General features: G+C 63.0%; 15 protein-coding genes. 10 read left to right on the top strand and 5 right to left on the bottom strand.

Annotation, left to right across the window (positions count from 1 at the left end):
* Nucleotides 1-38: 38 nt before the first annotated feature.
* The 3 genes from ACZY1G_RS19075 to ACZY1G_RS19065 are packed head-to-tail and all read right to left on the bottom strand — an operon-like array spanning nt 39 to nt 2849.
* Complete coding sequence (locus ACZY1G_RS19075) at nt 39-821, bottom strand: SDR family NAD(P)-dependent oxidoreductase (RefSeq protein ID WP_463823311.1); 783 nt, start codon at nt 819-821, stop codon at nt 39-41.
* Nucleotides 818-1729, bottom strand: coding sequence for a 3-hydroxyacyl-CoA dehydrogenase family protein (locus ACZY1G_RS19070; RefSeq protein ID WP_463823310.1), 912 nt, complete (start codon nt 1727-1729; stop codon nt 818-820). The genes ACZY1G_RS19075 and ACZY1G_RS19070 overlap by 4 nt, the downstream gene beginning before the upstream one ends.
* Nucleotides 1716-2849: an LLM class flavin-dependent oxidoreductase gene (locus ACZY1G_RS19065; protein WP_463816313.1), complete on the bottom strand. Its 1134-nt coding sequence runs from the start codon at nt 2847-2849 to the stop codon at nt 1716-1718. The genes ACZY1G_RS19070 and ACZY1G_RS19065 overlap by 14 nt, the downstream gene beginning before the upstream one ends.
* A gap of 104 nt (nt 2850-2953) precedes the next feature.
* Between ACZY1G_RS19065 and ACZY1G_RS19060 the strand changes: the two genes are divergently transcribed.
* The 9 genes from ACZY1G_RS19060 to ACZY1G_RS19020 all read left to right on the top strand — a co-directional run bounded on the left by ACZY1G_RS19060 (nt 2954) and on the right by ACZY1G_RS19020 (nt 12221).
* Entirely contained in the window at nt 2954-3856 is a 903-nt protein-coding gene (locus ACZY1G_RS19060; RefSeq protein WP_463816312.1) for an isocitrate lyase/PEP mutase family protein, read from the top strand.
* Between the two features lie 45 nt (nt 3857-3901).
* Nucleotides 3902-4330: a GlcG/HbpS family heme-binding protein gene (locus ACZY1G_RS19055; RefSeq protein WP_463816311.1), complete on the top strand. Its 429-nt coding sequence runs from the start codon at nt 3902-3904 to the stop codon at nt 4328-4330.
* Nucleotides 4327-5088 carry an SDR family NAD(P)-dependent oxidoreductase gene (locus ACZY1G_RS19050; protein ID WP_463816310.1) on the top strand — a complete coding sequence of 254 codons (762 nt, stop codon included), beginning with the start codon at nt 4327-4329 and terminating at the stop codon, nt 5086-5088. Before ACZY1G_RS19055 ends, ACZY1G_RS19050 begins: the two co-directional genes overlap by 4 nt.
* Entirely contained in the window at nt 5082-5561 is a 480-nt protein-coding gene (locus ACZY1G_RS19045; protein ID WP_463816309.1) for a flavin reductase family protein, read from the top strand. Before ACZY1G_RS19050 ends, ACZY1G_RS19045 begins: the two co-directional genes overlap by 7 nt.
* Nucleotides 5562-5604: 43 nt before the next feature.
* Entirely contained in the window at nt 5605-6219 is a 615-nt protein-coding gene (locus ACZY1G_RS19040; protein WP_463816308.1) for a 3,4-dihydroxy-2-butanone-4-phosphate synthase, read from the top strand.
* A 221-nt stretch (nt 6220-6440) separates the two neighbouring features.
* Complete coding sequence (locus ACZY1G_RS19035) at nt 6441-6668, top strand: hypothetical protein (protein WP_463816307.1); 228 nt, start codon at nt 6441-6443, stop codon at nt 6666-6668.
* 434 nt (nt 6669-7102) lie between these two features.
* The gene (locus ACZY1G_RS19030; protein WP_463823309.1) at nt 7103-8695 is read left to right on the top strand and encodes a hypothetical protein; all 1593 of its coding nucleotides are present in this window, start codon (nt 7103-7105) and stop codon (nt 8693-8695) included.
* 574 nt (nt 8696-9269) lie between these two features.
* Complete coding sequence (locus tag ACZY1G_RS19025) at nt 9270-9572, top strand: hypothetical protein (RefSeq protein ID WP_463823308.1); 303 nt, start codon at nt 9270-9272, stop codon at nt 9570-9572.
* Between the two features lie 108 nt (nt 9573-9680).
* A complete protein-coding gene (locus ACZY1G_RS19020) occupies nt 9681-12221 on the top strand; it encodes an excinuclease ABC subunit UvrA (RefSeq protein ID WP_463823307.1) in 2541 nt (846 codons plus the stop codon).
* A gap of 127 nt (nt 12222-12348) precedes the next feature.
* On the opposite strand, the gene ACZY1G_RS19015 is transcribed toward ACZY1G_RS19020, so the two are convergent.
* Nucleotides 12349-12837 (bottom strand): nuclear transport factor 2 family protein, encoded by a 489-nt coding sequence (locus ACZY1G_RS19015; protein WP_463823306.1) that lies wholly within the window; start codon nt 12835-12837, stop codon nt 12349-12351.
* 144 nt (nt 12838-12981) lie between these two features.
* On the opposite strand from ACZY1G_RS19015, the gene ACZY1G_RS19010 reads away from it, so the two are divergent.
* Nucleotides 12982-13572 (top strand): TetR/AcrR family transcriptional regulator, encoded by a 591-nt coding sequence (locus ACZY1G_RS19010; RefSeq protein WP_463823305.1) that lies wholly within the window; start codon nt 12982-12984, stop codon nt 13570-13572.
* A 143-nt stretch (nt 13573-13715) separates the two neighbouring features.
* On the opposite strand, the gene ACZY1G_RS19005 is transcribed toward ACZY1G_RS19010, so the two are convergent.
* Nucleotides 13716-13862, bottom strand: coding sequence for a hypothetical protein (locus ACZY1G_RS19005; RefSeq protein WP_463823304.1), 147 nt, complete (start codon nt 13860-13862; stop codon nt 13716-13718).

The following is a 13862-nucleotide window of genomic DNA, read 5'->3' as shown; positions in this document are numbered from 1 at the left end:
CCTATACTGGCCAGGCCAGTATAGGCCATATGGCTCGGTTACGGGATGATGCTGGGAAGGACGCCGCCGTCCACCCGCAGCGCGGCGCCCGTCGTCGCCGACGCAGCGGACGACCCCACGTAGCAGATCATCTTCGCAACCTCTTCCGGTTCGATGAGGCGCTGAATCAGGGAAGTCGTGAGTTCCTGTGCGACGAATCGTTTTTCGGCGTCAGCATAAGTCACGCCAGCGCCGAAGTTGTCCGTAATGAACGTCTTGACGCCGCTGGTGCGCGTGGGACCCGGCAGCACACTGTTGACGGTCACGCCGGAGCCGGCAAGTTCCTGCGCCATCCCCCTGGCCACCGTCAGCTGGGCGGTCTTCGTCGTCGCGTAATGGACCATCGCGGTGGGCACGAAGACCGAGGAATCGCTGCTGACGAAGATGATGCGTCCCCAACCGCGTCGTTTCATCCCCGCAACGTATTGGCGCGCGAGGCGTATTCCGCTCAGGACGTTTACGTCGAAGTAGGTCATCCACTCGGCGTCCGACACGTCGAAAACCGGTTTCGCCTCGAAGATCCCAGCGTTGTTGACCAGGACGTCGACATCAGGGACGGCGTCGAGAAGCGTGGCGGCACCGTCCGCGGTGGCAATGTCCGCGGCCACCCCGACGACATCTACGTCGCCCTCGGCTGCGTGACGGATACGGTCACAGGCAGCGCGAACGCGGGACTCGTCTCGGCCGTTGATTACCACACGTTCGCCGCACGCCGCGAACGCGGTGGCGGTGGCTTCGCCGATCCCGGTGGTCGACCCCGTGACCAGAACGGTGCGCTTCATGACGCAACCTCTCTCGCTGATTGCAGTTGTAGGTCGAGACGGCGACGGACCTCCTCGGCGCGGCCGTCGGGCCACGACAGGAATCCAGATCCGGACCGAGTTCCGTTCTTTCCCAACTTGTTACGCTCCACCAGGCCGTGCGGGGGCACCGCACTGTTCGAAAGATGGGGGAGCACATACGACATGATCTGCTCGGTCAGGGGCAGGCCGATGTAATCAGCGTTTTCCAAGGGGCCGAGCACGGGAAGGCGCCGTCCGAACGTCTCGCGGACGATCAGGTCCACTGTTTCGGCGTCGGCGATGCCGGAATCGACGATGTGCATGGCCTCACGCCACAGCGCGAACTGCAGCCTATTGCCCACGAAACCCGGTGCGTCGGCCACCGTGACGGGGCGTTTACCCAGCGCCACCAGCAGGTCGGTCACCCGGTCCACAGCGGCTTGGCCGGTTCTGCGGCCGGGCACCACCTCGACCACCCGGATCAGGTGGGCAGGGTTCCACCAGTGGGTGCCGACGAGCGTTGCGGTGGTGGGCAATTGCTCTTCGATGTCGCGGACGGGGATCACAGAAGTGTTGGTGGCCAACACCGCAGCCGGGTTGGCGGCGTACACCGCACTAAGCAGTTCGGCCTTGAGCGTCAGGTCTTCGGGGACGGCTTCGAATACGAGGTCGGCGCCCTTGACGGCGTCTGTCAGCATCGACCCACGTGAGACGTCTCGATACCCCCGCCCCGCGGCATCAGCACACGCCTGCAGGCGTTCGTCGAGGGAGCTGAGCGCGCGTTCGGACGGGTCGTAGACATGGACGGGGATGTCGTGTGAGGCGACAACATACGCGATGGCGTGACCCATCAGTCCGGCGCCGAGGACGGTGATCGCCCGCGGTGCGTCGATCTCAGGCGCGGACACGGGACCGGACTCCGGCCTTCTCCAGATAGGGCATCACCAGTTCGTCGAACTGTCGAATGCCCTCGTGATAGTGCGGCCAGCTAACGACCATCCCGTCGAGGCCCTGTTCGGACAGGGCGATCAATCCGTCGGCCACAGTGGTGGGGCTGCCGACCAGGGGATAGCTTCCCCACCCGGCGATTATCGCCGTTCGCATGGCGTTCCAGTCCGCGCTGCCCGAGTTCGGCACGAATGCGTTGAGCAGATTGTCCGCCCCTTCCTGGTCGCCCTGGACACCGGCGATCGTGTCGTAGACGTCGCGAGCCTCGGCGTCGGTGTCCCGGCAGATGATGTAGGCCTGGCTGAATACAGCCAGTTCCTTGCCGAACTGTTCCCGCGCTTGGGTTTTCACCGAGCGAGCGGTGGCTCCCGCCTCTTCGATGGAGGGGGCCGCGACGAAGTTCAGGTCGCACCATTCGGCGGCGAACCGTACGCCACGGGGGCTGTTCCCGGCGCTCATGACCACCGGCCCGTCCTGCTGGATGGGTTTGGGATCGCTGACGGCCCCCGGCGCGCGGAAGTACTTGCCCGCGAAGTCGAACTCACCGTCGGTGGTCCACAGCTTCGAGGTGAGTTCCATCCATTCCGATGCAACGTCGTAGCGTTCGTCGTGGGGAAGCTGATTGTCGGCGAACATGCCGATTTCCTTCTCGTTCCAGCCTGCGACGACGTTCAGCCCGAACCGACCGCGCGAGATGTGATCGATGGTCGCGCAGGTCTTGGCCAGCCGGACCGGATGAATGGTCGGGACGTGAACGGTGGCGAAGACGCCAATGGTGTTGGTCGCCGCCGCGATGCCGGCGGCCCAGGTGAGGGTCTCGAAGCTGCGGTACTGGAAGTTCGTCTGGCCACCCATCCCACGCCAGCGGCCGATGGGCACCATCGCTTCCAGTCCAGCGGCTTCCGCGGCACGGGCGATCTCCACCGACTCGTTCCAACGGGCCTCTACAAGCCCGGGATGAGTGCTCATCGTGGTGCCGCCGCTGCAGTTCGCGCCGAAGACGCCGATCTTGAGCTTGTTCGGGCTGCGGAGCAGGGGGTTCTCGTGTCGCGGAATCTGCTCTCGGTACGGGTCGATCATTTGTGTCCTCCAGAAATCGGGCAGCGGCAGTAGTGCCGCCGATGAGGTCTCGTCTACTGGCCTAGCCAGTTGACCTAACTGGCCAAGCCAGTTAAATTGCTCACATGCCCAATGTCAAGGAAGAACACCGACAGGTGGCGGGCACGACGCCCGCCGAGTGGTTACGCAGACGGATCGCCTTCGAGGAGCCGCTGGTCCTCCCGGGTGCCTACGACGCCGTAACGAGCAGATTGGTTCACCAGTCCGGAGCCGAGGGCGTCTATGTCGGCGGTTTCGCCTCGATCGCCAGCAGCTTCGGCCTTCCGGACGTCGGACTGATCACCGGAACAGAGTTGATCGGCACGTATCGCAGAATCAAAGCGGCCACTGAGCTGCCGATGGTCGTCGACATCGACACCGGTTACGGCAACGCTGCCAACATCCGCAGGACGGTCGAACAGGTCGTCGAACTCGGCGTTGCCGGTTTCCACATCGAGGATCAAGCCAATCCGAAGCGCTGTGGACATCTCGAGCACGATCCCGTGGTGCCGGTGAAGGAGGCAGCTGCCCGGGTGTCGGCGGCCATCTCTGCGGCCGAGTACTTCGGTCGCGACGCCCCCGTCGTCATCGCCCGGACTGACGCACTGCATACGGAGGGGCTGAACGCCGCGATCGAACGCGCGCGCGTCTACCGTTCGGTCGGGGCTGACATGACATTCGTCGATGCGGTTCCCAGCATCGATGCGATGAAGCGCATTCGCGACACCGTCGACGGTCCGTTGCTCTTCAATGCCGCGACGACGGGGCGTAGCCCGGCGCTGACCGTCGACCAGATGCGGGAGCTGGGTTATTCGACGGCCATTTATCCCATCGAATTGCTGCTCAGCGCGCTGGCGGCGAGCAGATCGGTTCTCCGTGAACTCGGAAAATCCCACGACCCTTCGCAGTGGTACCAGTTCGGCGATCTCAACGAGCTTCTCGGCCTCCGCGAGGTCGAGTCATGGGTCGCACGTTTCCCGACCTCGTAATTGATCGACAGCACGCACCTCTCAACGCAGAAAGCGAACGGACACATGGAATCTCAGAGTTTCACCACCAGCGCCATCACCCTTGCTGCGGCCAATTCCGCGATCGACGCCGGCTTGGCCAAGGCGCGAGAGATGAACATCGCGGTGACCATTGCCGTCACCGACCCCAACGGTGTGCTCAAGGCCTACCAGCGGATGGAGGGCGCTTCTGTCCTGTCGACCGACGTCGCCGTCCGAAAAGCGCGCACTGCCGCGACATCCGGATTCAACACCGGCGAATTCTTCGAGTTCATCAAGACCGACCCCGCGCTCCTATACGGGATGACCAACGTTCCCGGATACGCGGTGTTCGGCGGCGGTGAGCGCATCAGCGACCCCAACCTCGGCGTCATCGGCGCGGTCGGCGTCAGCGGTGCCCACTACAGCGAGGACGAACAGGTCGCGCTGGCGGCGGTGAAGGCGGTGTTGGTATGAGCACCCGACCCTTGGCCCTCGTGACCGGCGCGGGCGGCGGAATCGGCAGGGCGACCTGCCTCGCGCTGGCGGCGCGGGGGTACTCCTTGGTCATCACCGATGTCACCAAGGCCTCTCTGGATGGGACGCGAGCGGCCGTCGACCATCTCGATGTGCCTGTCGAGGCAGCTCTTGGCGACGTCACCTGCGACGAATTCCGTTCGCAGCTCGGACAACTCGTCACCCAACAGGGCGCCGCGCTCGCGGGCCTGGTGAACAATGCAGGCGTCATCTCCGGCCTCCCTCTCACCGAGACCACGTACGAGGTGTGGGACCACCTCATGGGGGTCAACGCCAAGGCGATGTTCTTCCTGATCAAGGACATGCTGCCGTACCTACGCGCCGCGCGGGGCAGCGTCGTGAACCTGTCGTCGACGGCGGGCCTCGTGGCGTTCCCGTCAATGCCTGCCTACGTGGCATCGAAGACCGCATGTGTGGGACTAACGCGCGCGCTGGCGATGGATCTCGCCGAGGACCACATTCGGGTCAACGCTGTCTGCCCCGCGACGATCGACACGCCGATGCCCCGGGCATACCTGTCCGGAGTGCCTGAGAGCGCGCGCGATGATGCCGAAAAGGCTTTCTTTGCAAGGAACCTCATCAAACGCTTCGGAACGCCAGACGAGGTGGCGTCGGCGATTTGCTATCTGTTGTCACCTGACTCGTCGTTCGTTACTGGTGTCGCCTTCCCGGTCGACGGTGGGGTAACGGCATGGTGATTACCGCTCACGCGCTCCGGAGGGCGTTCGCCCACTACCCGACCGGAGTCGTTGCCGTTGGCGCTGTCGTCGGCGACGCACCGGTCGGCATGACGGTCAGCTCGTTCGTGTCGATGTCGCTCGACCCACCACTGGTTTCCATCTCCGTTGCGAACTCGTCGACGACGTGGCCGATCCTGCGCGATGCCGCGTTTCTCGGTCTGACCGTCCTGACCGAGGGGCAAGAGCACGCCAGCCAATCCCTTTCCACGCGAGGCAGCGACCGCTTTGCCCATGTCGAGTGGCAGGCCGGCGAGGACGGTGCTCTCTTCATCGTCGGCGGCTCCTTGCACATCACGGTGGGTATAGAAGATATCGTGCCCGCGGGCGATCACCAGCTCGTGCTGCTGCGCATCGTCGATATCAGCGCCGACGAGAACGGCCGCAGACCATTAGTTTTTCACGGATCGTCGTATCACCGCCTCCTGCACTGACCACACATCGTCGTCAAACTCATTGGGACAGGGAACAACCGCTATGAGCACAGCTGTCATCGCCGGATATCAAGTGAGTTCAGCGGCCGACTTTCCGCCGGGCCTCGTCGCTGAATTCATCGGCCGGGGTGTTGCAATAATGATCACCGAACCCGTTGCTGCACTCGTCTTTCCAGCTTCTGCGGCCACACCATCGCAGGTCGGTTTCGCGGTCCGGCATTCGACCGGACTCATCCACGCCGTGATGCAATCGTCGAGACTGGACCGCCTTCGCATCCCGGATCAACCCGTTCTAGGCTCCGAGAACAACGGGTGCAGATTTACCGTCGCCGTCGACGCCGCCTGCAACATCGGCACGGGAATATCGGCCCGCGACCGCGCGCGCACGCTACGGGTCCTCGCCGATCCCGAATCAGTGCCGGCCGATGTGACCCGGCCGGGCCACATCTTGCCCATCCGATGCGCTGACGACGACCCAGCGGACGCGACGGACCGCTGGAGCATCGCGATGAGATTGGTCGCGATGGCCGGCTACCAACCGGTCGCCGCCGCATGTGAACTCGTCACTGATGAGGGAGACGTCCTCGCAGGGGACGCCGCCCGGCACTTCGCCGCACGGCACGCGTTCCCCGTGGTGGAGATCGCGTCAATTATGTAGTCGAACAACAACTTGCGCCTCATTTACTCGATGTCATGGCGACTGCGATCGACGACGAGATTGTGCACTGGAGAGGCGTACCTGGTCGAACGCCCGTCACTATCGCGACGCATTGAAGGTGTTGTTGGCCAACGGCAAATCGACCCAACGCTGACCGGGGCTTCGCCTCCCGGCGGCGTTCAACACCCGCTCGTCGGTGGCCAGGCCAGCACCCTGGCGACTTGCGCCACCCCTACGCCCGCATGCTGCCCGGTATCCGCGGGTCGCGGCTGGCGGTGGTGCGCGCGGAGGCGAAGTTCAAGTACGACGACCACAACCCCGTCGAGCACCGCCAACGCGTCATCGCCAACCTCGAGACCCGCGACCGCGGCCTTGACAGCGGTGCGGCAGTCCAGCAGCGACGGCGCCTGGCGGCGATCGGGGACTGGAAGTCCTTCCGCCGCCCCTGATGACCGCCTCGTCTCGGACGGGTTGCCGGTTCTGTTTCCCGTGTTGCCATTCGCGTTGGAGATGTGGACGCTGCGGCGGATGAAGCCCGCCGTGATTCGGCACCTCCACAGGCACGCGGCCGCGGCGCGAACAGCGGAACGGGCGGTCGGACGACGCTCAACGCAGATCGGGCGTCATCGAGGTCGCGGAAGGCGGTGGCTCGGTCGGCTTACCGGGGGAGGCCGGGTATGCACACGCAGCCGACCACGGCATGCAGGATCAGGAACGCCGATCCGTGCGCTCTCGGTCCTATCGGTGCCACATCGTGCCAAAAACGAGTAGTTGACTACTCACGCCCGCGAGCCGTCAGCCGTACACGCTTGAGAAAGTCAATGACCTAGCGAAAGGCACACTCGTGGCGCCGCAACAACGAACCCTATCCTTCACTGACGGCATGGCACTTGGCCTCGGTATCAACGACCTGACGGGCGAGGTGGGCACGCTCGAGTCCGTCACCTTTGCCGACATCGAGGTTGCCGCCGGCGATGAGGGCATGGAAGCCCATTACGACACCACTTTGATCTACTCCGCCGAACAGATGTATGAGTCACTCGGCGTGAGTGTGGCTGTGGAAGGTCGCTATGGATTGTTCAGTGCAGAAGGAAAGTTCAAATTCGCCGAGGAGTCGCGCTTCAACTCGACCTCGACATTCCTGGTGGCCAGGGCCGACATCCAAAACGCTTTCAAGCGCATCAAGGCCCCGGTCCCTGTCGCGGACGCGGCGCAGCTGATCGCCGACGGCAAGCAAGACATATTCCGTAACCGGTACGGCGACATGTTCATTCGCGGAATCAAGACCGGCGGCGAGTACATCGCCGTCCTCTCCATCACGTCACAGGAGCAACAGACTCAGCGCGAACTCGCCGTTTCCTTGAAGTCCAGCTTCGATGGACTGTTGGCCTCAGGCTCGATCGACGCCAGCGTGCAAACGAAGATGTCCGAGCTGAGACAGCGCTCAGAGGTCCGCGTGTCGATCTACCAGAAGGGTGGGTCCGGCGACCAAATCTCCTACACAGGAACGATTGAAGAGGTCATGGCCCGCTTGAAGACCTTTGCCAACTCAGTGCAACAGAGCCCCAAGGCGTACTCGGTGCAAGCCGCTTCCTACGACACCCTCGTATTTCCCTCGGCGCCAAACTGGTTCGACCTCAAAAAGCAACAGCAGGTGCTCGAAGACAGCATGAAGAAGCGCCTCCAGCTCCTACAGATTCGCAACGATCTGGAAATCATTCAGTTGCACCCGCAATACTTTGCTTCCCCTCCCGACGCCGCTACCGTCTCCACGTGGAACACCGCGATCACCGACGAACTGAATGCGTTGGATCGTCATGTATCCGAGGTGGTCGACAGCATCTCCGCCGCCGAGTACTTCACCCTTACCCTTCCTGACGGCCTGAAGATCCCGGAACGGATCGAACACTCCAGCGAGCAGGTCGAGGTGTTCACCCACGCCGACTTCGCAGCGGACTGGCAAGGCATTCCTGGCCGATCGCAGAAGCTCTCTTTAGGACGCTATGACGACTCCAGGGGACAGATTCTCGTCGGCAACGATGCGATCAGTGCACTCAAGGTTCCCGACGGTCTCGCCGTGCGCGGTTACGACCACGCGTGGTTCCAGGGCGCGTTCATCGACTTCACCGCCGATACCCCCGCGGTCCCGATGGATTGGAACGATCGCATCTCTTCGCTGATTGTCTATAAGGCTGCAGACGGGCCACCCGTGATCGACTACATCGTCGCCCTGGATTACACGTGGTCACGTCCGGCACTCTTGCTGAAAGCGGGCAAGTATCCCGACTTAGCGGCCAACTCACTAGGAGTGGGCACACTTTCGACGATGCTCATTCCCACTGGCATGAAAGTCCAACTCTGGGAGAAGCCGAACTTCGAGGGTGAGACCGCCGCGTTCTTTGCAGATGTCCTGGAGTTGCCTCCGCAATGGAACAACCGGGCAGCCAGCCTCGAAGTGAGCACCTACACCGAATGAAGCCGGGCGTCCGCGACCCTGAAAATACATTTCTGAGCCTGTCGTAAACGCATGGTCGCACGAGCCGAAACCCATGCTCGCTTAACGATCAGGCCGTCATCCACAACGTCGAACGCGCGACAACAACCCTCACTGGCGCCCCCTCTCAGCAGGGAGGATCCCCGCCCGCCGCGGGTAAGGCACCGAACCATCGAGCCCGCATTTGCGCCACACCACGACACGCACTAGCACCGACAGGAGACAACAAAGGCCGCAGGGTTTGACACACTCGCATGTGGCTGGTCGCCTTCATACCGATGCCGTCCGTTGAGGCGCTCGGTTACTGCTTCACTGGCGACGACCGCGGATTCCAGCAGTACTACAGTGAGTTCCGATACCGGTTGCGATCGGAGATCACCATCTCGGGCTTCCAGCTATCGGATCTTTGCTGTGACACAACGGCTTCAGTCGACATGGCCGCCTTCAGACGACCCCGTCGATGCAGACTATGCGGTCGAACGAAGGACCCCACGGTGTCGCTCTGGCTTGTCTGGAATCTGTGCTCCAGGCCATCCGAGGGGGCTAGCGTGAGAAGATGCCATCACTCAAAGTGATCCTGCCGGATCAGACCACCGCTGAGGAACTCGAGTCGGACATCCTCTCGACCGTTTACCAGGAGCTTCAGCGCTACAACTACGAGGCAGTCGCGGTGAGCGATGCTACGGCGACCGGTGAGTACACCCCACTGAATCCCCATGGACGGGTCCACCTCGAATCACAACAAAACACGCGCGTCGTCCGGGTCACTGGTACCACCATCGATACCCACGATCTCTACACCGCCGTGCTGGCGGATCTCGAGCAGCGCCACGTGGGACTGACCGGGGAGATCGACTAGAGCGCCGCGCGGGAGGCTGGGGTGCCTGATGAGCGTGATCATGGCCGAATTCAGATCCGGGTCACAACCGCGTGACATGAGTCCGAAGATGTGGGGCAGTCGTACAGAATGGACTACGTAGACGGCGGTCCGGGGGCCGGCTGGGATGGACCGGATCCATACATCCGTGTATACGCATCCCGGGTACACAACCTGAAAACCGTAGACGTCGCCGCGCCGCGGGACTCGTTCGTGGCGTTCACCGGGGTGTCGGGGTCGGGCAAATCGTCCTTGGCATTCGGCACCATCTACGCCGAGGCCCAGCGCCGTTACTTCGAGTCGGTGGCACCCTACGCCCGCCGACTGCTCCTACCCCAGGATGCGCCGAAAGTCGATGACATCACAGGACTGCCGCCGGCGGTCGCCCTGCAGCAGCGACGAGGTTCGGCGACGTCCCGCTCGACCGTCGGCACGATCACCACGTTGTCGAATCTGCTGCGCATGTTGTACTCCCGCGCAGGAAGCTACCCGTCGGGAGCCACCGAGCGGCTCGACTCTGATGCGTTCTCACCGAACACCACGATCGGCGCGTGCCCGGCGTGCCACGGTCTCGGCCGCATCCACGAGGTCACCGAACAGACACTGGTGCCCGACCCGTCGCTGACCATCCGAGAAGGCGCGGTGGCGGCATGGCCCGGAGCGTGGCAGGGACAAAATCTACGCGATATCCTCATCACTCTCGGCTACGACATCGATAAGCCGTGGCGCAAACTCCCTAAGCGGCAACGGGACTGGATTCTGTTCACCGAGGATCAGCCCACCGTCGAAATCGATCCGAGCCAGCATCCGGTCACCGCGGACTATTACTACAACGGCACATTCTCCAGCGCCGAGCGTCACGTTCGCCACACGCTGGCCAACTCGCAGAGCACGGCGATGCGACGACGGGTTCTGCAATTCGTGCACAGCACTGAATGCCCAGTCTGTGGCGGCTCCGGGCTGCGACCCGAAGCGCTCGCGGTGACCTTCGCCGGCCGCACCATCGCCGAGCTGGCGGCCCTGCCGCTCACTGCGCTCACCGACGTACTCTCGCCGGCGGCGATCAGGACGGAGTTCGCCGCGGCCTACGAATCCACCGAGTCGGGTGAGTTCACCGAAGTGGCGACCATGATCGCGGCTGATCTGGTGGCGCGGATATCCGTGCTCGTCGAATTGGGGCTCGGTTACCTGAGTCTCAACCGTCGCACACCGACCGTGTCACCCGGCGAACTGCAACGCTTGCGGTTGGCCACCCAACTGCGGGCCGGACTGTTCGGTGTCCTGTACGTCCTCGACGAGCCTTCGGCAGGGCTGCATCCCGCCGACGCCGAGCCGCTGCTCGACGTGCTGGACCGGCTCCGCCGCGCCGGCAATTCGTTGTTCGTGGTCGAACACGACATGGATGTGGTGCGCCGCGCCGACTGGATCGTCGATGTCGGCCCTGGCGCCGGCGAACTAGGCGGCGCCGTGCTGTATAGCGGACCGGTGGCCGGCCTCGCCGACGTCGACACCTCGGTCACCCGGCGATTCCTGTTCCGCGACGGGCCAGCTGCCCGCCGCCCCGCGCGTGGACCGGTCGGCGTGATGCGGTTGCGTAACATCTCGTTTCACAACCTGCGCGGCATCGACGTCGATATTCCCTTGGGTGTGTTCGTCGCAGTCACCGGTGTGTCAGGATCAGGCAAGTCGACACTGGTCTGCAAAGTACTCAGTGATGTCATGGCCAGGCAGCGGGGTACGCACGTCGAACTCGTCGACGATGCTGACGACAGCGACGCCGAACTCCTCGATATCGACATCGATTCGAGTGTGGGGGTATCCGTCGAGGGCGCCGAGGTGCTCGGCCGTCTCGTCACCGTGGATCAGCGACCCATCGGCCGCACTCCGCGCTCAAACCTCGCGACGTACACCGGACTCTTCGATACGGTCCGTAAGGCATTCGCCGATACCCCAGAAGCGCGGCGACGTGGCTGGAGCGCGGGCCGGTTCTCGTTCAATGTCGCCGAAGGCCGCTGCGCCACCTGTCGCGGCGAAGGGTTTGTCGCGGTGGAACTGTTGTTCTTGCCCGGCACCTACGCGAAATGTCCGGCGTGTGGGGGAGCGCGCTATTCTGACGAGACGCTCGAGATCAGGTATCGAGACAACACCATCGCCGACGTGCTCGCTCAGACTGTTGATGAAGCTGCAGAGTTCATGGCTGACTTGCCCTCTGCGTCAAGAAGTTTGGCAGCATTGCGTGATGTGGGTCTGGGATACCTGCGACTCGGACAACCGGCCACAGAACTCTCCGGTGGCGAGGCGCAACGCATCAAACTGGCATCGGAGTTGCAACGCGCCAAGAGGGGGCACACGCTCTACGTGCTCGACGAGCCCACCACGGGGCTGCATCCCTCCGACGTCGAGTTGTTGGAACGCCAGCTGCACGGCCTCGTCGACGCCGGCAATACCGTCGTGGTGGCCGAGCACGACATGTCCGTGGTGGCAAGCGCGGATTACGTCATAGACCTCGGCCCCGGTGGCGGCGAGGACGGAGGACGCGTCGTTGTGGCCGGGGTACCGGCGGTGGTCGCTGCCGATACGGTGAGCCGCACCGCGCCGTACCTCGCCGCGTTCTTCGACGATGGGTCATAGCCGTGACGCTGATCGAATCCGGAATGGTGCGCAGGTAACCGGCGCAACTCGCGCTCGCAGACGCGCCTTCGATGCAAAGGCCTGGTCGTTTTGGCGCCGTAAGAATGGTGGGGACGTCGAAGTGTGCTCACAAACCGAGGTCGGACAAGCTTGGGTGATCGTCCGGTCGAGATGCGCCTCGGCCCCAGAAAAATTTGCGTTCACCTTCGTCGATCTGTATGTCGTTGATGCTGGCGTGGCGGTGCGTCATGAGGCCGTGTTTGTTGTACAGCCAGTTCTCGTTGCCGTAGGCGCGGAACCATTGGCCCGAATCGTCGTGATACTCGTAGGCAAATCGGACCGCGATGCGGTCCTCGCCGTGCGCCCACAACTCTTTGATGAGGCGGTACTCGTGTTCGCGATCCCATTTGCCGCTGAGAAAGTCGATGATCTGGGCTCGGCCTGTGACGAACACAGAGCGATTACGCCAGACGCTATCGATCGAGTAGCCCTGTGCGACGACCTCCGGGTCACAGCTGTTCCAGGCGTTTTCAGCGAGCCGGACTTTCCTGATGGCCGTTGCTTCGGTGAACGGTGGGACAGGTGGCTTCGCGGTGACGGGGGTAGCCGTGGTCATAGTCGTCTTCTTTCTCGGAGGTTGGGTCGAGTGGCTTCTTCCATGTAGACGAACCTGTCTACATAGCCAGTACCGTACGGTATGTAGACAAGTCTGTCTACTGGGCGTGGTGACTATGTGGACAGAACTGTCTACTATGACAGTGTGAGCATCTCTGAGACTCTCGATCCGCAGGTTGATGTGTCGACTTTGCCGGCTCGGGACCGGATACTGGCTACCGCGTATCGACTGTTCTATGCCCAGGGAATCCGAGCTACCGGCATCGACAAGGTGATAGCCGAAGCTGGCGTCACCAAGGTGACGTTCTATCGACACTTCCCGAGCAAAGACGCACTGATTTTGGCGTTCTTGGATCTACGGCATCGCCGTTGGATGGACTGGTTTGTCGATGCGCTTGCCCGCCACGCTGCTAACAGTAGGCGCCGGATTGCAGTGGTCGCCGCGGTGGAGGAATGGCTGACGGCGGAATCCTTCCGCGGGTGCGCCTTCATCAACAGCGTCAATGAGATCGGCACCGACCTGCCCGAGGTCTGTGCCATCGCTACTCGTCACAAAGCGGATATGGTCGCGGCGATCAAGGCGACGATTCCGCCGGGCCCGAACCGCGCCCGGGCGGCACAGGCGCTCGGCGTGGCCATTGATGGTGCTGTCGTGCAAGCGCAGTTCCAGCGTGACGTCACACCGGCAGTGAGGGCGTTGTCGACGATCGCATCAAGGCTGTTGGCGGAGACGTGACGGGCCCCAACATCTCCGCCAAAACGTCACAGTGACGAATTGAGTTGTGTGCCGCTGGACTTGGAGGGTACGGGGTGTGCGGCGCGTTCAAGTAATTGCGGACTGCCGGTCGTCTGTTCCAGCGCTGTCGGGTGGTCGTGGAATCAGGCCAAAGCGCCACCGACCGGTACGTCGTCGGCGAAATCCATGGGTGCCGTCGTGCAGAGACCCAGGACGTGCCGGGGCCAGAAGTCCTCGGCGTAGCGGCGCAGAGCCTCGGAGTCTCTCAGCGTGTAGATGTGTAGCTCCAT

It is taken from the genome of Mycobacterium sp. IDUB_5 (genome assembly GCF_055419565.1).
This window is presented reverse-complemented; position numbering and strand designations above follow the sequence as displayed.